Here is an 18,853-nt window from a genome sequence, read left to right as displayed (position 1 = left end):
AGGCTTATCGTAAAATCGTGGGAATTGCAGGTGAATAATTGTGATAAGAAAGATGCTATCTTTCCCGCTGGCAGAAGGTATACTGGATGAACTGTCGAAGCCGCAGGTGCTTGCGATTGGACAATTTGACGGACTCCATCACGGTCATGCCAGTGTCATACAAACCGCAGTGAATCTGTCCCGGGAGCAGGGAATACAGTCTGCTGTGCTGACATTCCATCCTCATCCGAAAGAAGTCATGCGGAAAGGGGACTACCAAGGATATCTAACCCCGCTGAAAGAGAAAGAGGCTATTCTAGAAGAGATGGACGTCGATGTCATGTACGTTCTGGAGTTCAACGAGTCGTTGTCGAATCTGTCTCCTGAACAATTCGTGAATCAATTTCTAATCAAGCTTGGTGTCCAAACCGCCGTTGTCGGCTTTGATTTTCGATTTGGCCACAAGGGCGCAGGTGATGAGAATTCACTAAGAGAACTAGGTGCGCCATCTATGAATGTGATTACGGTTCCGCCGCTCAGGCTGGATGGTGAGAAGATCAGCAGCTCGTTTATTCGAAAAGCTCTTCATGAAGGCGACATCAACGAAGTTACTCGAATGCTGGGCAGACCTTACTCTTTTACGGGAATTGTCATGGATGGAGAGAAGCGCGGTCGTACGATTGGCTTCCCGACAGCCAATGTCGAGCCTTCCGAGAATTATGTGGTCCCTCTAAAAGGGGTATACGCCGTGTGGGTGACACATGACAACAGGAGACATCCCGGAGTGATGAATATTGGGGTTAAGCCCACGTTTCATGACAACCGTACCAAGCCATCCTTTGAAGTACATTTGCTCGATTTCAGCGGCGACTTGTACGGGGAAGAGCTGAAGGTGGAGCTTATCCATTTCCTTAGAACAGAGCAGAAATTTTCTTCAATCGATGCGCTCATCGCCCAGATCAAGCAGGATTCAGTGACGGCAAGTCAGCTTCTGACCGGTGATTCTCAAAACTAGTAACAGATTAGGAAGTTTAGATTTACATGAAATAGGCAAGTATGTTATACTGAAAGACGTTGTTAATTAAACAACATAACCTTAGCTTTGGTTGAAGGGCTCTCACCGGCCGCAACGAGGCTAAAGGCGATTATACTGAAGGAGGTGAACAGGATGGCATTAACTCAAGAACGTAAACAACAATTGATCGAAGAGCACAAAACTCACGAGTCCGATACTGGATCTCCAGAGGTGCAAGTTGCTATCCTTTCGGAAAACATCAAGAACTTGACTGATCACTTGCGTACGCACAAGAAAGACCACCATTCCCGTCGCGGGCTTTTGAAAATGGTAGGTCAACGCCGTAAGCTTCTTGCTTACGTGAAGAAAAAAGACGTTAAACGTTACAGCGCTTTGATCGAGAAGCTTGGATTGCGCCGTTAATCATCGTATATCCTAACAACGACAGCCTGGTTGTCCCCGTCCTCTATGAAGAGTACGGGCTCGCAGCCGGGTTGTTTTGTAGATTGGGCTTCTTTTTTATTCATATTAGATAGTCTGATGCGTTGTTTATGAATTAGCTTTAAGCAGGTAATACTGGATATAACGATATTAATGGAGAAGATAAGGAGGGATTTCATGGAACAACGTGTTGAAATGATGCTTGGCGGCCGCAAGCTCGTCTTAGAAACTGGAAGACTTGCTAAGCAGGCAAACGCTGCTGTGACTGCACGCTATGGTGACACTGTCATTTTATGTACTGTGACTGCTTCTAGTGAACCGAAGGATTTGGATTTTTTCCCACTGACAGTCAACTATGAAGAGAGATTGTATGCTGTAGGTAAAATTCCGGGTGGATTTATTAAGAGAGAAGGCAGACCTAGCGAGAAAGCAATTCTTGCAAGCCGTCTGACGGACCGTCCAATTCGTCCGCTATTTCCGGAAGGGTTCCGTAATGATGTTCAAGTTCTGAATCTCGTCATGAGTGTGGATCAGGATTGTGAACCTGAAATTACAGCGATGATCGGTACTTCTGCCGCGCTTAGTATTTCCGATGTTCCGTTTAACGGTCCAATTGGAGGCGTTGCTGTAGGTCGTGTGAACGGCGAGTTCGTCATCAACCCTGACATTCAGCAGCAGGAAGCCAGTGACATCTATGTAGTCGTATCCGGTACGAAGGATGCTATTATGATGGTTGAAGCTGAAGCGAACGAAGTGCCTGAAGAGGTTATGCTCGAAGCGATCATGTTCGGTCATGAAGAGATCAAAAATATTGTTGCTGTCATTGAGCAGCTTGCTGCGATGGCGGGCAAAGAAAAAATGCAGGTTAAACTGCATTCTGTTGATGAAACGGTAAATAAAGAAGTACGCGACTACGCTGCAAGCCGTCTGGTTGAAGCAGTTCGTATCGAAGAGAAGCATGCAAGACAGGATGCGATTGATGCCATTAACGATGAAACGGTTGCTTTCTTTGAAGAGAAGTACATAGAAACTCCGGAGCTGCTGAAAGACGTGAAAGAAATTCTTCACGACATCGTTAAGGAAGAAGTTCGTCGTCTGATTACGCATGACAAGGTTCGCCCAGATGGACGAGCACTGGCTGAGATCCGTCCGATCGACTGCGATACAAGTCTCTTGCCTCGTACACATGGATCTGGACTGTTTACTCGTGGGCAGACTCAAGCACTTAGTGTGTGTACGCTTGGAGCGCTTGGAGATGTTCAAATTCTGGATGGTATTGATCCGGAAGAGACTAAACGCTTTATGCACCATTACAACTTCCCTCCGTTCAGCGTAGGAGAAGCAAGACCGCTTCGTCCTCCAGGTCGTCGTGAGATTGGTCATGGTGCACTTGGTGAGCGAGCTCTCTCCAAAGTGATTCCGCCAGAATCGGAATTCCCATACACGATCCGTCTTGTATCCGAAGTTATTGAATCTAACGGTTCGACTTCCCAAGCAAGTATTTGTGCATCTACGCTGGCTATGATGGATGCAGGTGTGCCGATCAAAGCACCAGTTGCTGGTGTAGCTATGGGTCTGATCAAGGATGGGGAGCATGTATCCATTCTTACCGATATTCAAGGCATGGAAGATCACCTGGGTGATATGGACTTTAAGGTTGCAGGTACAGCTGAAGGTGTAACTGCGATTCAGATGGATATTAAGATTGATGGTATCGACCGCAGCATTTTGTCTGACGCGCTTACGCAAGCTAGAGAAGGACGGATGCATATTCTGGGTAAAATGATGGAGGCCATCCAAGCACCTAGAGAGACACTGTCTCAATATGCACCTAAAATTCTGACGATGTACATTAATCCGGACAAGATCCGTGATGTGATCGGTGCAGGCGGTAAAGTAATCAACAAGATTATTGAAGAGACCGGTGTTAAGATTGACATCGAGCAAGACGGTCGTGTCTTTATTTCTTCTGCCGATCAAGAGATGAACGATAAAGCCCGCGCCATTATTGAGGGAATTGTTCGTGAAGTCGTCGTAGGCGAGATCTATGTTGGTAAAGTCAAACGTGTAGAGAAGTTTGGTGCATTTGTTGAAGTACTCCCTAACAAAGAGGGACTCGTTCACATTTCCCAGCTATCTACTGAGCGTGTTGCTAAGGTGGAAGACGTCGTTGCAGTGGGTGATTCTATCACTGTCAAAGTAACGGAGATCGATCAGCAAGGACGTATTAATCTTTCGCGCAAAGCAGTACTTACAGCTGAAACGAAAGCCTAACATATTATTGCTCTTAAAGAGAGACAGAACTCGAATTCTGGCTCTTTTTTTGATGCATGGGACTCCACATATGAAAATAGATTTTTAATCGAACGCCTTTCCGGCGTTTTTTTGTACATATTGGAACCGCCGCCGTCATAAAATGGGACAAACGAGGGGCGGGAGGTTAGACGTGTGAAGACGCAACATAAAAAATGGGCTGTCATCATCGCTAGTACGCTGGCTGTAGTTACGATTGGACAAGCCACGGGCATTACAAATCATTTTCCACTGGAGCGGAATGTAAATACAGAGGATGCTTTTGATATGTACGTCAATGCGGTCCCTGAGGATGAGCTGAAGCAGCAAATCGAGGAAAAGGCGGCAGAGCTTAAGGTACTGCCGATTGACGCCAAGGTTGATCGGGTTTGGAAGGCCATTCCTGGATATAACGGAATCGAAGTGGATGTTCAGGCGACTTACCTTCAGGCACGTTCAAATCCCAACGCAGCGTCTATCCCACTAGTCTATAAGCAAATACCACCGAAAGTGACACTGGATGACCTTGGAGCTCAGCCGATTTATCGTGGAAATCCCGAGAAGAAAATGGCTTCCTTCATGATAAACGTCGCATGGGGGAACGAGTATATCGTTCCAATACTGGATATCCTTGATGAGTATAAAGTAAAGGCGACTTTTTTTCTCGATGGAAGCTGGCTGAAGAAGAACGAGCAAATGGCCAAGGAGATACAGAAGAGAGGTCATGAACTGGAGAATCATGCCTATTCTCACCCGAACATGAGTCAGCTTACGACAGAGAGGGCTACGCTTGAAATTTCGAAGACGAAGTCACTATTAAAGGAAATGCTTGGTGTGGAGAACAAATGGTTTGCTCCTCCGTCCGGAGATTATGATCAGGAGACGGTGGAGCTCGCAAGACAGCAGGGCTTGAAGACTGTCTTGTGGACGATAGATACTGTCGACTGGAAGAAGCCGAGTCCAGATAGTGTGGTGGCCAAGATTACCAAAGGAGTAGAGCCAGGCTCTCTCATACTGATGCATCCGACCGCATCCTCAGCCGGGGCGATGCGAGGGATGATCGAAGGGATAACACAGAAAGGAATCAAGCTGGGTACGGTTAGCGATACCTTGTCCTCTGAGAGACTCGATGTGCCTGAAAGTTGAGTGCAGCCGGTTTTTTTGGTAGGATTAATGCTGTCGATCGTTAATCATATTCAAGACAAAGCAATGGAGGGCCAATCGTGAAAAAAATGATACTTAGTAATGGCCTAAGAGTGGTCATGGAGCAGATTCCGACCAGCCGATCGGTATCCTTCGGTATTTGGGTGAAGACAGGTTCTCGCAATGAGGATGATTCAATAAATGGAGTGTCACACTTTATCGAGCATATGCTGTTTAAAGGAACAGATCGCTTTGATGCGAAGGACATAGCAGAGCAGTTTGATGCCATCGGCGGCAATGTCAATGCGTTCACATCCAAGGAGTACACTTGCTATTATGCTAAAGTATTGGATGAGCATTTGCCTATCGCTGTGGATGTATTGTCAGATATGTTCTTCCACTCCAAATTTGACAGTGAAGAGCTTGTTAAGGAGAAGAACGTTATCCTCGAAGAGATTTCAATGTATGAGGATACACCAGATGATATGGTGCATGATCTGATCTCCCTGGCTGCTTATGGAGAGCATCCTTTAGCTTATCCGATATTAGGTACGGAAGAGAAGCTGAGCACGATGAACGAGTTCAGCCTGCGCTCCTATATGAACGAGCAGTACACGATCGAGAACACCGTCATTAGTTTAGCTGGAAACATTGACGAGGAGAGCACGGTCGAGCTGCTTGAGAAGTATTTCGGCTCATTTAATGTACATAGCCCGGCGAATCAGTCTGGTATTGAGGCTCCCGATTTCAAAGGTAATCTGCTGTTTCACAAAAAGAAAACAGAGCAGAATCATATTTGTCTCGCCTTCCCCGGATGTTCAATCCATGATGACAAGCAGTATGCCATGGTGCTCATTAACAATGCCATCGGCGGCGGAATGAGTTCACGGCTGTTTCAAGAGATCCGGGAGAAGCGCGGCCTCGCTTATTCTGTTTATTCGTATCATAGCGCTCATGCGGATAGTGGACTGTTCACCATCTATGCGGGGACAGCACCTAAGCAAACGAAGGAAGTCATGGACCTGACAAGAGGGATTTTGCAGGATCTGGCTGAGAATGGACTTAGTGAGGATGAGCTGCGCAAAGGGAAGGAACAGCTGAAGGGCAGTCTTATTTTAAGTCTAGAAGGTACCGGAAGCCGTATGAATCGAAACGGTAAGAATGAACTGATGGTAGGCAAGCATCAAACGCTTGATGAAATCATTGCCAAAATCGAGCGGGTTACGATGGATGATGTGAATGCTGTACTTGATCGAATGTTCGCGCAGCCATATGCTCTTGCCATGGTTGGAGCCTCGGATCGTGCGATTGCAACACTTAGGAGGGACGATTTTGTCAATACACGTACAAATTAAAAAAATGCCTGGAACCGAAGATATTCCGCTTCCGATGCAAATGTCTGAGCTGGCTGCCGGGTTTGATTTATATGCCGCTGTTGATGCGGAGACGGTGCTGAAACCGGGAGAAAGAGTATTAATTCCTACGGGATTTGCGATGGCGATTCCTGCAGGCTACGAAGCACAGATTCGGCCTAGAAGCGGTCTGGCTTTCAAGCACGGGATAACTTGTCTTAACACACCTGGAACAATTGATGCTGATTATCGGGGAGAAGTGAAGGTTCTACTAATCAACCTTGGTAATGAGCCATTCACGATTGCACGTGGAGAAAGAATAGCTCAAATGGTCATACAGGCTGTACCTCAAGTTATCATTGCAGAGGTATCTGAGCTGTCGGAAACGGTGCGCGGTGCAGGCGGATTTGGTCATACAGGTAAATAGAAAAAAGTGAATTGTGGAAGCCGCTCTTTATGAGAGCGGCTTTTTTGTACTTAATGGTTTTTACAAAATAAGGGCATTTGAATCACCAGGGCAAACTTCACGGCATAAGATGACAGCGTAAAGTCGTGGAAAGGAGTGACATCCTGATGTTGACCGGATTACGGATCGTCGTTCTAGGCGGAGATGCACGTCAGCTAGAGGTCATTCGTCGCTGCGCTGAACTTGATGCGTCGGTTAGTATTGTTGGTTTTGATACCCTCCAGCAGATCCCTGATGGAGCTGTGAAGGAAGAATTGAGTGAGCATCTCCTCACTTCAGCAGATGTAGTCATATTACCCGTTGTCGGATGTGATGATGAAGGATATATCCAAGCAAAATATGCAACAGAGGGAACCGTTCTTCAATTAACACCTGAACTGGCAGGAGCACTTCCTGTACATAGTTCGGTCTATACAGGAATAGCGAAGCCGTATTTGAAGGATCTGTGCAGTAATCATAATCTGCGTCTGGTGGAACTGCTTGAACGGGATGATGTCGCCATTCACAATTCAATTCCAACAGCAGAAGGCGCAATCATGATTGCGATTCAGAATACAGATTTTACAATTCACAATTCGGTAGCTCTGGTGCTTGGTTTGGGACGCACGGGATTTACAATGGCTAAGACATTGCAGGGACTCGGTGCCGATGTAAGGGTAAGTGTAAGACGTGAGGAAGATGCAGCCAAAGCGTCGGTGATGGGCCTAAAGCCTTTCCTGACAAGGGATTTAGCGAATTATGCCGGGGAGGCCGACTTGATTTTTAATACGATACCGTCTATGATTATCACAGCACAAATCCTGTCCAAAATGAAACCTAAATCGTTTATTATTGATCTGGCCTCAGCGCCTGGAGGGACCGATTTCCGTTACGCAGAGAAGCGCGGAATCAAGGCGATGCTCGCTCCTGGGCTCCCTGGCATTGTTGCTCCCAAAACAGCTGGTGAGATTATCGCAAATTCGATCGTCAGTTTGCTGCTTTGTGATCAATAATGAACGGAGGAATCAGGTTATGAATTGGCAGGGAAAATCGGTTGGTTATGCGATTACAGGTTCACATTGTACTTTTGAAGAGGTCATGCCGGTCGTTAAACGGTTTAAAGACGAAGGTGCCGATGTTGTACCTATCATATCAAATTCGGTGCTGACAACCGATACCCGGTTCGGCACATCCGAAAGTTGGCAAAAACAGTTGAAAGATATAACAGGTAATGATATCATTTCTTCAATTGTTGAAGCCGAGCCTTTGGGACCGTCCAAACGGCTTGATGTATTGGTTATTGCTCCTTGTACAGGAAATACCACCAGCAAGCTTGCTAACGCAATGACGGACAGTCCAGTGCTTATGGCTGCCAAATCTCAAATGCGCAATCAGCGCCCGGTCGTTCTTGCAATTTCAACAAATGATGGACTTGGTTTGAACGCAGCGAATATTGCTAAATTACTTGTTGCCAAACATATTTATTTTGTGCCGTTTGGCCAGGATAATCCACAAGCGAAACCCAATTCGCTCGTCGCTAAGATGCATTTGATTCCTGAAGCAGCTTATGCAGCACTTGAAGGAAGACAAATGCAGCCGATCCTTATGTGAAGCGACTTGCGTTATGTTAATTCACTTCACGAACGAGAGGTATCGCAAGATGCCTTTTTCGGGGTGTAAATATACCGGGAAATCCGGCTGATGAAGAAAGAGTCATAATACAGCACTTTCGTTAGTCAGTAATCAAAGGGGAGATACACTATAATGAGCAATCAAAAGTTTAATGTGGCTGTCGTGGGAGCGACGGGAGCAGTAGGAGAACAAATTATCGGACTACTCGAGAAGAGAGATTTTCCGATTAATAAGCTTAAGCTGTTGTCTTCCAAGCGCTCTGCTGGCTCCACGATTAACTTTAGAGGCCAAGACATTACAGTAGAAGAAGCAACCCCTGAAAGTTTTGAAGGAATCGAAATTGCACTCTTTAGTGCGGGCGGTGATGTAAGTAAAGAGCTTGCTCCTCATGCTGTTCGTCATGGTGCAGTTTGTATCGATAACACCAATGCTTTCCGTATGGATGAGAATACACCGCTGGTTGTACCTGAAGTTAACCAAGAGAAGATCAGCGAGCATAACGGCATTATTGCAAATCCGAACTGCTCCACAATTCAAATGGTAGCCGCGCTTAAGCCGCTGTATGACCGCTATGGTATTTCTAAAATTATTGTATCCACTTACCAAGCTGTATCGGGTGCCGGCAGCCGTGCCATTGATGAGATGCTTCGTCAATCGAAGGCTGTATTATCCGGTGAAGAGGTTAATCCGGACATTCTTCCGGTAGGATCGCTCCCAGTGAAGCATCAAATTGCTTTTAACGCGATTCCACAAATTGATAAGTTCCAAGATAACGGCTACACATTAGAGGAAATGAAAATGGTTCGTGAAACCAAAAAAATCTTGTCGGATGATACACTTGGGGTTACAGCAACATGTGTACGTATCCCCGTTATTTATGGTCACTCCGAATCCGTATATGTAGAGCTTAAAGAAAATTATGATCTAGAAGAAGTAAAAGCACTGCTGGCCGAAGCTCCTGGAGTCACTCTAGTAGATGACCCGGCGAATCAGCAGTATCCGCTTGCGACAGATGCAGCTGGCAAACCAGATGTGTTTGTAGGCCGTCTGCGTCGCGACTTGGGGAATGAAAAAGGACTGAATATGTGGATTGTATCGGATAATCTTCAAAAAGGCGCTGCATGGAACGCTGTGCAAATCGCCGAAATTATCGCATCTGAACGCTTAAGCAACGCCTAAGTTTACATTCCATTTGTTTTGCGTACTTTCTTTCAGCTTAAGTCTTCTTGATATACAAATGGAGGAATACATGCATGGGTATTTTAGTGCAAAAATTCGGGGGAACATCCCTGTCAACACCGGCGGCACGTGAACGTGTTATCGGTCATATGAAACGTGAAATTGCTGCCGGACATTCGCTTGTAGTGGTCGTCTCTGCGATGGGTCGCAGAGGCGAGCCATATGCTACGGATACACTTCTGGACTGGGTTGTTCAGAATGGAAATGCGCTGCCGGCGCGTGAAAAAGATATTCTGCTGTCCTGTGGTGAGCTGATTTCAGCAGCTACGCTCACTAGCCTGGTTGAGCATGAAGGAATAACAGCAACCGTACTGACAGGTGGTCAGGCTGGCATTTTAACTGACGATCAGTTTGGCAATGCGCGGATTCTTGCTGTGAAGCCGGAACGCATTCTGGAAGAACTGAAGACACATCAAGTAGTCATTGTGGCTGGATTCCAGGGCGCTGACGAAAAAGGTGACATAACAACGCTTGGCCGTGGAGGCAGTGATACTTCAGCTACAGCACTTGGTGCCGCACTGCGCGCTGATATGGTTGATATCTATACGGATGTGGATGGGATTCTTACCGCAGACCCGAGAATTGTTGAAGACGCGAAGCCGCTTCTCTATGTTGGCTATGCAGAGATCAGCAATATGGCTCACCAAGGTGCGAAGGTCATCCATCCTCGTGCAGTGGAGATCGCGATGCAGGCACAGATTCCTGTGCGTGTTAGATCGACATTCGGTGATGGGGAAGGGACGTTGATTACGCATCCTGAAGGAATTAAGGACATTCAGACCGGAATTGTGGACCGATTTGTCACTGGAATTGCCTATGTGAATAATGTCACGCAAATTATGGTAGAGGCAGATAAGGAAGTTGGTAAACTTCAACTGAAGGTGTTCAAAGCAATGGCTGAGAATGGAATCAGTGTTGATTTTATTAATGTATCACCTTCTGGAGCTGTTTATACTGTGTTTGATCATGACTCGGAGAAGGCAATTCGTATTCTTCAGGATATGGATCTTAAGCCTAGAAGCTTGTCAGGCTGCGCTAAGGTCTCTGTCATTGGTGGAGGAATTAATGGGGTTCCTGGAATTATGGCTAGAATTGTAGAATCACTCGCAGAGGCAGATATCGAGATATTGCAGTCAGCGGACTCCAATACAACGATTTGGGTACTTGTCAAGAAGGAAGATATGGTGGGAGCGCTTCGTGCACTTCATTCCAAATTTGAACTTCATCGCTAGAGACGAGAGTGCAAGGAGGATACAATCGTGGAATTCGGAAGACTTATAACAGCAATGGTTACGCCGTTTAACGATGAAGGTGGTATCCATTGGGAAGAAACCTCCAGACTAATCGATTACTTAATTGATGTTCAACAAATCGATACATTGGTCATTGCAGGCACAACAGGTGAATCACCGACATTAACCGACGCCGAGAAAGTGCAGCTGTTTGAATTTGTCGTTAAGCATGCGGCAGGGCGGGCCAAGATTATCGCCGGTACTGGCAGCAACAGCACGCATCATTCGATCCAGCTTACCCGCGAGGCGGAGAAAGCCGGTGTAGATGGAGTGCTCCTGGTTGTCCCTTATTACAACAAACCAAACCAAGAAGGGATGTACCAGCATTTTTCTGCAATTGCGAAGGCGACCTCCCTTCCTGTAATGCTCTATAACGTACCTGGACGAACAGGAGCCTGCTTATCTGTGGAGACAACACTACGCCTTGCAGCGATTGATAATATTGTTGCTACTAAGGAATGTGCATCCATTGAGCAGGTGGCGCTGATTTCTGGAGCTGCTCCTGAGGGATTCAAAGTCTATTCAGGCGATGATTCTTCAGTCCTTCCGGCACTGGCTGTCGGTGGATACGGTATTGTTAGTGTAGCCGGTCATATTGTAGGTGCGTCAATGAAAGAAATGATTCATGCCTATGTTAAAGGTGATGTTTCGAAGGCAGCTTCGATCAATCATAGATTATTACCTGTCTTCAAGGGCTTGTTTGAAGCGCCTCATCCGGTCCCTAATCCGGTTGCAGTCAAATATGCGCTTACACTGAGAGGTTATTCGGTAGGCACCGTTAGACTGCCTCTGGTACCTCCTACGGAGCAGGAGAAAGAATTTATCCGTCATTTAATCGGAACCATTTCTTAGTTTTTTATAACTTGGTACTGATTTTGGAATTTGGTGTTGTTAGACCCTCGTGCTCAAGTACGTTTGAGTGCGGGGGTCTTTTGTATGGAACAGACATGCTCTGTGATCCGTAATTGAGGGGGAAGAATATACCTCAGAAGCGCTGTTTAAGGAAGGAGAGCTCGTTTGTTTTTATATGAAATGGAGAAACTAAACCTTACAAAACGTGACTGACTTGTTTTTTCAGTTTTTAATCATGTATAATGATGTCAAGTGACTGGGTGCGGTATATTTTTGAAATAGATTGTTTAATAGCAGAGTGTGTGGGAACTTCGGCTGAGAAGCTATAGGTTTCTTTTAATAAAATAGTAATAATATCATTAAGGTACGACGTCCAACTACCATAGGAGGTTCAGATTCTTTTGTCAAAAAAAAATAACAACGATAAATTGATGATTTTCGCATTGGGCGGCGTCGGTGAAATCGGTAAGAACATGTATGTTGTTCAGTACGGTAATGACATTGTAGTCGTAGATGCGGGTTTAAAATTCCCAGAAGAGGATATGCTTGGCATTGATATCGTCATTCCAGATATTTCCTACTTAACTGAAAATCGAGATAAAGTAAAAGGGATTGTACTGACACACGGACATGAAGACCATATTGGCGGATTGCCTTATGTACTCAAACATCTTAATGTACCAGTATATGGAACGAAGCTTACACTCGGACTCGTAGAAAATAAGCTGAAGGAAGCTAATTTGCTTGGCGAAACGAAGCGGATTCTCATTAACGAGGATTCTGAAATACAGCTTGGCAACAGCCTTAAGGTTAATTTCTTCAAGACAAACCACAGTATTCCTGATTCTGTAGGTGTGTGCGTCGAGACTCCAGAAGGTGTCGTCGTACATACGGGAGACTTCAAATTTGATCATACTCCAGTCAATGGTCAGTATGCAGATCTTCAGCGTATGGCAGAAATCGGTTCCAAAGGTGTACTGGCACTGTTATCAGACAGTACAAACGCAGAGAAGCCAGGATTTACCCCTTCTGAGAAAAATGTGGGTGTCGTTATGGAGGATATTTTCCGTAAGGTAAGCCAGCGTGTCGTTGTTGCGACCTTCGCATCCAACGTGCATCGGATCCAGCAAGTCATTAACGCTGCTGAAACTACCGGACGCAAAGTAACCGTAATCGGCAGAAGCATGGTAAATGTAGTAGGTATTGCATCCGATCTTGGTTATCTGGATATTCCTGACGGCATGATTATTGAGCCGGAAGAAGTAGGCAAGATGGCAGCAGACCGCGTTGTAATCTTGTGCACAGGCTCCCAAGGAGAACCGATGTCTGCGCTTACTCGCATGGCTCGCTCAACTCACCGCAAAGTGGATATCCTGCCAGGAGACACTGTTATCATTGCGGCAACACCAGTTCCAGGGAACGAGAAATACGTAGGGCGCACAATAGACGAGTTGTTCAGACTTGGCGCTGAGGTTCACTACAGCGGAGCTAACTCTGGCGTACACGTTTCCGGTCACGGCAGTCAAGAGGAATTGAAGCTCATGCTGAATCTGATGAAACCGAAATATTTCATTCCGATTCACGGTGAGTTTAGAATGCAGCGTCGTCATGCACTGCTGGCAGAGTCTGTAGGCATTGATTCAGATAACATCTTCATTACCGATGTTGGTGAAGTAGTTGAGATTCAGGGCGGAGCTGCTCGCAGAGCGGGCAAGGTATCTTCCGGAAATGTATTAATTGATGGTCTTGGAGTAGGCGACGTAGGAAATATCGTACTGCGTGATCGCAAGCTGCTCTCACAAGACGGAATTCTTGTTGTTGTCGTTACGCTTAGCAAGCAGGATGGTAAGATCGTTTCCGGTCCTGACATCATTTCCAGAGGATTCGTGTATGTTCGCGAATCTGAAGGCTTGTTGGATGAAGCGAATCGTATTGTAACAAGTACACTTCAGAAGCTTATGAGTGAGAATGTCAATGAATGGGCATCACTCAAAACCAATGTCAAAGATGCGCTCGGACGTTTCTTGTATGAGCAAACGCGCCGTCGCCCTATGATTTTGCCAATCATTATGGAAGTATAGTAAACCAATAACTTCAAACGAAGGCACACAGTCGCCTCTTCTAAGCTAACAGGTAATATTGGACGGTTCCCTGTTAGCGCGGGAGAGGCTTTTTCGTGTGCCTTCGTGTGTATAAGATCCATTGTGGAATTGTCATACTAACCCAGATATTGAAGACAAAACTTTCAAAGGAAGTGTTGATGTGACAAATCCGCTAATCGGCAAGGATAAAGGCGAAGGCGCTAAGAACGAGACCCCTATGCTGCCGCCGGAGCAGCAGCCCAAATCGAATCCTGTTGTAAATACGATTCAAGAGCTGGGACAGACTACAGTTCCTTCTGGGGAATCTAATATCTTCTGCATGACGATTATTGGTCAGATCGAAGGACATCTTATTTTGCCTCCCCAAAATAAAACAACGAAATACGAGCATCTCATCCCACAGCTGGTTGCTGCAGAGCAAAATCCTCGGATTGAAGGTATTCTGATCATATTGAATACGGTCGGCGGCGACGTAGAAGCAGGTCTTGCGATCGCGGAAATGATTGCTTCCATGTCCAAGCCAACGGTTACTGTTGTCATCGGGGGAGGTCATAGCATTGGGGTGCCAATCGCTGTCAGCAGTACGTATTCCATTATTGCGGAGAGTGCCACAATGACTATTCACCCGGTGCGCATGAACGGGTTGTTTATTGGGGTCCCACAGACCTTTGAGTACATTGAGAAAATGCAGGAGCGGGTTGTACGATTTGTAACCTCTCACTCCCGTATTACGGAGCAGCACTTCAAAGAACTGATGTTTAAGCAGGGCGAATTGAATCGGGATATCGGTACAGCAGTAGGTGGAAATGATGCGGTTCAATATGGCCTGATGGATGCAGTAGGCGGAATTGGTGAGGCCATCGCTGAACTCAATAAGCTGATCCTGTCGCGAAAGGATATGCGGGCTGCCGCTACTCCTGGAGGGATGACACAATGACTCTTTATACGATCATGTCCGGTGAGCAGATCTTTGAAGGGATGTGGAAAGAACAGCCTCCTTTATTAGAAATGCAGATCGAAGGACGATTATTGCAGATTATGCCTGTTAACGAAAGGTCGGGGATCATCGTAAGGCTGATCAATGGCAGCTTGTATGATTATTTGGATTCAGCTTATGCGCCAGGCCGCGAGATTTCGCTTAACGCTGTTCAAAGCTAGGCATATGGGCTTGTGGTCAAGATTCGACGAAAAAGAACATATGTGCGGATGTAGACTTATGGTATAATATTCTTCTGGAGGTGACCTTTTTGGCCAGAAGAAAGAAAAAGAAAAAGAGAGCAGCCCTTGGCGGGGTTCTTAAATATGAGATCTATGGGATCATATTGATTACCCTGTCGGTTATCGCTCTATCGGGTGAAGCCACTGTAGGACGATCCTTGTCCAAAATGTTTGGACTTCTGCTCGGCAAGTTTTACTTCATCATCCCGTTAATTGGTATCTATTACGGATTAATGGTGATGATTCATCGTAAATGGCCATCAGGGTGGAATCATCGTAAAAGTGGAGTTGTATTGTTAGTTCTTGCATTGACGTTAATGAGCACAATATCAGCCATGGAGCAGAAGCTGAGTCCTATAGGTGAATTGAATCCTGGTGGTGTGATGTCTCAAATACATATCGATTTGCAGACAGAGCTGTTGAGGCCTGCTGAAGCGAGCAACACTTCGATGCTTGGTAAAGACATCAGCGGCGGATATACAGGTGCAGTGGAATATGCAGCACTGCTATGGCTGTTCGGAAGCATGGGAGCGAATCTCATGATGATTGTCATGTTCATCATCAGCTTCATGCTCATAACGAACTTATCCTATGTCGATCTGATTCGTATATTCAGAACGCGGGTTCTCCGCGCAGGGAAGTCCCTGATCCATAACTGGAGCTCGTCCAAGAAGACAGCGGTACGTCACAAATTGAAGCAGACGAAACAGAAGACGAAGGCTGTTCCAGCTCATGAGGAAGTGGAGGATGAGGAAGAGGAGTTCATATCTCCTTCCCGGAAAAAGGTTCCCTTGTTATTCCAATTGTTTGGACAAGGAACTGGCACGAAGAATAATGCTTCCAATGCAGACTTGTCAGTTCACGAAGATGAGGAGGAGCTTGATGGACAAGGGGCAATTATATACGGTGAATCTTCAGCTCCTGCCAGCCGCTCTCAGCAAGTGTGGCATGAGGATGCGTCGGACAATGATCAGGAGCTGACTCCTCAGTTAGATCGTACAAGCCCTCAATCGCCTATCATTCGAGATTTCTTCGAAAATGTGCGCAGTGAAGGTTCCGTATTGGAGGAAGACCTGGATGACGCTTATGAGGCGAAGGAATCTGGGCACGGAGAGATTCCTTTTACAGAGGAATTGATGACGGATGCAGCTGAAGGTAATGCCGAATCGATAAGTGGTAGTGGGAATGGGCAGTTGGACGCTACACCGTCAGCAGCAGGACAAGCGGGCGAACAGAAGCCTCCTGCTAAGCCGCCGAAGCCATACAAGCTGCCTCCTTTTCGACTGCTTGCTAAACCGAACGGCGGTGGTAAGGGCGGAGATCAGAACGATTACAAACAGACAGCGAGGAAGCTGGAAGCAACACTGGAAAGCTTTGGTGTCAGAGCTAAAGTGCTTGAGGTTGTTCGAGGTCCTGCTGTTACAAGATATGAGATTCAGCCGGACATCGGTGTTAAAGTCAGCCGGATCGTCAGCTTGACAGACGATATCGCACTCGCACTCGCAGCCAAGGACATTCGGATGGAGGCACCGATCCCGGGTAAATCAGCAATAGGTATTGAAGTACCTAACAGTGAAGTATCGGTAGTCACGATGCGGGAAGTCATGGAGACATCAACATTCCAGGAGGCCGAATCGAAATTGTCGATTGCTTTTGGCCGGGACATCTCAGGTCAGACGATTGTTGGGAACCTGGCGCGAATGCCCCACTTGCTGGTCGCTGGTGCAACTGGTTCAGGTAAATCGGTATGTATTAACGGAATCATTACGAGCATTTTGTATAAGGCCAAGCCTACGGAAGTGAAGTTTCTCATGGTCGATCCGAAGATGGTCGAGCTCAATGTGTACAATGGCATACCTCATTTGCTTGCACCTGTCGTCACTGATCCCAAACGTGCTTCTCTCGCACTGAAGAAGATCGTTGTCGAGATGGAGAAGCGTTATGAACTCTTCTCGAAGTCGGGTACTCGTAATGTCGAAGGGTATAACAATCTCATGAAGGACAACCCTGATGCCGTGCTGCCTTACATCGTTGTAATCGTCGATGAGCTTGCAGATCTCATGATGGTTGCCGCTAATGATGTTGAGGATGCGATTGCAAGACTTGCCCAGATGGCTCGTGCGGCAGGTATACACCTGATTATAGCCACGCAAAGACCATCTGTAGATGTTATTACAGGTGTAATCAAGGCCAATATTCCTTCGCGGATTGCCTTCGGTGTATCCTCCCAGGTTGACTCCAGGACCATACTGGATATGGGTGGAGCCGAGAAGCTGCTTGGCCGGGGAGATATGCTGTTTATGCCGATGGGCTCTTCTAAGCCGGTTCGAGTCCAAGGTGCATTTATGAGCGATCATGAGGTGGAGAACATCGTAAGCTATGTCAGCAATCAGGCTGATGCAGAATACGACGAATCGCTTGTGCCAGAGATCGATGATTCAGTTCAGCAGGCAGATGAAGTACAGGATGAATTATACGAGCAGGCTGTTCAAATTATTCTTGAAGCTAAGCAAGCCTCTGTTTCCTTACTGCAGCGTCGTATGCGGGTAGGCTATACGCGTGCCGCCAGACTAATCGACTCGATGGAGGCCAGAGGGATTATCGGACCTTACGAAGGCAGCAAGCCGAGGGAAGTCCTAGTATCGCTAGAGCAATACCAAGCTAACAAAATCAGCTCATAAAATTAATCTGATGATGCCTTCTCAGCATTGATTGGATTAGTACAGGGCCTCTTACTCTTTAATTAGGGATAAGGGGCCTTTTTATATAGAACGTAAATGAGGAGATCATCATTACCAGCCTTTTACAAGTTCTCGATATCTATGGTTAGTGCATAGGAACAATAACTGCTAAACATAATAATTGTAGCCATCGAATCAATTGCATAAATCATGTAAAGGCAATGTCAAATTGATTCTCAAGAGAACATTAAAGAAAGGTAGATCCTACTCATGCGAAAAATCAATCTATGGATTCTTGCCGGCATCATCTTGATCTCAGCGACTTCATATCGTGTTCTGCTCAAGACAGATCATTATGAAGTGTCGCAAGCTGAATCCAGTATCGAGCAACAACAGCAGGAAGCCGAGGCTATTCCAACGTTTAGTCAGAATGAAGTCAGATATGGCTCGTCCGGAAAGGATGTATATGAACTTCAGGGCCGCCTCAAATATTTAGGTTATTACTATGGTAAAGTAGACAGCGATTTTGGTGAAAAAACATTGGGCTCGGTGAAATGGTTCCAATCCGAATTCGGAATGAAGGCCGATGGAATCGTTGGAGCGAGCACTAAGCTGAAGCTCTATAACGCAACAAAGGATTGGCGTCCAACTGAACCAGGCCCAGGGCTAGCTTACTCTGGCGGCGGTGGAGGTCAAGGGGGAGGAGACACAGGTCAAGGAAACAATAAAGGTGACAGTGATGACAGCATGGGCAGCAACAACTCACTCGGCTTAACTCAGAATGAGATCAAGCTGATGGCCAATGCCGTATACGGAGAGGCACGCGGTGAGCCTTTTGAAGGACAAGTCGCGGTGGCTGCGGTTATATTGAACCGGGTGAAGGCTCCGCAATTTCCAGATACACCATCCGGCGTCATCTTCGAGCCGAGAGCTTTTACCGCTGTTGCTGACGGACAAATTTGGCTTGAACCAAATGAACAAGCTAGAAAAGCAGTATTGCAAGCCATTGACGGCTGGGATCCCACCGGAGGCTGCTTGTATTACTTCAATCCAAGAACAGCGACCTCGCCTTGGATCTGGACACGTGAGCAAGTGAAAACAATTGGTCAGCATATATTCTGTATGTAAGTTATAAAATGGGGATGACTGGGGCGAACAGCATATAAGCCT

At 46.3% G+C, this 18,853-nt stretch carries 16 protein-coding genes; all 16 read left to right on the top strand.

Annotated elements, in window-relative coordinates; genetic code table 11:
• Positions 1-40 precede the first annotated feature (40 nt).
• The 16 genes from TCA2_RS00910 to sleB all read left to right on the top strand — a co-directional run bounded on the left by TCA2_RS00910 (position 41) and on the right by sleB (position 18,811).
• The gene (locus TCA2_RS00910; RefSeq protein ID WP_047909675.1) at positions 41-994 is read left to right on the top strand and encodes a bifunctional riboflavin kinase/FAD synthetase; all 954 of its coding nucleotides are present in this window, start codon (positions 41-43) and stop codon (positions 992-994) included.
• A gap of 153 nt (positions 995-1,147) precedes the next feature.
• Positions 1,148-1,417 (top strand): 30S ribosomal protein S15, encoded by a 270-nt coding sequence (gene rpsO / locus TCA2_RS00905; protein WP_047909674.1) that lies wholly within the window; start codon positions 1,148-1,150, stop codon positions 1,415-1,417.
• Between the two features lie 195 nt (positions 1,418-1,612).
• Positions 1,613-3,709, top strand: coding sequence for a polyribonucleotide nucleotidyltransferase (gene pnp, locus TCA2_RS00900; protein ID WP_047909673.1), 2,097 nt, complete (start codon positions 1,613-1,615; stop codon positions 3,707-3,709).
• A gap of 174 nt (positions 3,710-3,883) precedes the next feature.
• Complete coding sequence (locus TCA2_RS00895; RefSeq protein ID WP_047909672.1) at positions 3,884-4,873, top strand: polysaccharide deacetylase family protein; 990 nt, start codon at positions 3,884-3,886, stop codon at positions 4,871-4,873.
• Between the two features lie 86 nt (positions 4,874-4,959).
• A complete protein-coding gene (locus tag TCA2_RS00890; RefSeq protein ID WP_370510310.1) occupies positions 4,960-6,225 on the top strand; it encodes a M16 family metallopeptidase in 1,266 nt (421 codons plus the stop codon).
• 4 nt (positions 6,226-6,229) lie between these two features.
• Entirely contained in the window at positions 6,230-6,649 is a 420-nt protein-coding gene (gene dut / locus TCA2_RS00885) for a dUTP diphosphatase (RefSeq protein WP_047909670.1), read from the top strand.
• A gap of 146 nt (positions 6,650-6,795) precedes the next feature.
• Complete coding sequence (gene dpsA, locus TCA2_RS00880) at positions 6,796-7,680, top strand: dipicolinate synthase subunit DpsA (RefSeq protein ID WP_047909669.1); 885 nt, start codon at positions 6,796-6,798, stop codon at positions 7,678-7,680.
• Between the two features lie 19 nt (positions 7,681-7,699).
• Positions 7,700-8,278 carry a dipicolinate synthase subunit B gene (locus tag TCA2_RS00875; protein ID WP_047909668.1) on the top strand — a complete coding sequence of 193 codons (579 nt, stop codon included), beginning with the start codon at positions 7,700-7,702 and terminating at the stop codon, positions 8,276-8,278.
• A gap of 153 nt (positions 8,279-8,431) precedes the next feature.
• Positions 8,432-9,478, top strand: a complete 1,047-nt coding sequence (locus TCA2_RS00870; RefSeq protein WP_047909667.1) for an aspartate-semialdehyde dehydrogenase — start codon at positions 8,432-8,434, stop codon at positions 9,476-9,478.
• Between the two features lie 74 nt (positions 9,479-9,552).
• Positions 9,553-10,770, top strand: coding sequence for an aspartate kinase (gene dapG / locus TCA2_RS00865; RefSeq protein WP_047909666.1), 1,218 nt, complete (start codon positions 9,553-9,555; stop codon positions 10,768-10,770).
• Between the two features lie 24 nt (positions 10,771-10,794).
• Positions 10,795-11,682 (top strand): 4-hydroxy-tetrahydrodipicolinate synthase, encoded by an 888-nt coding sequence (gene dapA, locus TCA2_RS00860; protein WP_274520928.1) that lies wholly within the window; start codon positions 10,795-10,797, stop codon positions 11,680-11,682.
• A gap of 401 nt (positions 11,683-12,083) precedes the next feature.
• A complete protein-coding gene (locus tag TCA2_RS00855) occupies positions 12,084-13,763 on the top strand; it encodes a ribonuclease J (RefSeq protein ID WP_047909664.1) in 1,680 nt (559 codons plus the stop codon).
• A 238-nt stretch (positions 13,764-14,001) separates the two neighbouring features.
• A complete protein-coding gene (locus TCA2_RS00850; protein ID WP_047910198.1) occupies positions 14,002-14,721 on the top strand; it encodes a ClpP family protease in 720 nt (239 codons plus the stop codon).
• Positions 14,718-14,942 carry a YlzJ-like family protein gene (locus TCA2_RS00845; protein WP_047909663.1) on the top strand — a complete coding sequence of 75 codons (225 nt, stop codon included), beginning with the start codon at positions 14,718-14,720 and terminating at the stop codon, positions 14,940-14,942. Before TCA2_RS00850 ends, TCA2_RS00845 begins: the two co-directional genes overlap by 4 nt.
• Before the next feature lie 89 nt (positions 14,943-15,031).
• On the top strand, positions 15,032-17,683 hold the full coding sequence (locus tag TCA2_RS00840) for a DNA translocase FtsK (protein ID WP_047909662.1): 2,652 nt from the start codon (positions 15,032-15,034) through the stop codon (positions 17,681-17,683).
• 270 nt (positions 17,684-17,953) lie between these two features.
• On the top strand, positions 17,954-18,811 hold the full coding sequence (sleB, locus tag TCA2_RS00835) for a spore cortex-lytic enzyme (protein ID WP_047909661.1): 858 nt from the start codon (positions 17,954-17,956) through the stop codon (positions 18,809-18,811).
• The last annotated feature ends 42 nt before the right edge of the window (positions 18,812-18,853 follow it).

Origin of the sequence: Paenibacillus sp. TCA20 (genome assembly GCF_000732325.1) — a bacterium.
GTDB lineage: Bacteria > Bacillota > Bacilli > Paenibacillales > Paenibacillaceae > Paenibacillus > Paenibacillus urinalis.
Note: the sequence above shows the minus strand (reverse complement) of the source record. Positions and strands in the feature narration are given on the sequence as shown.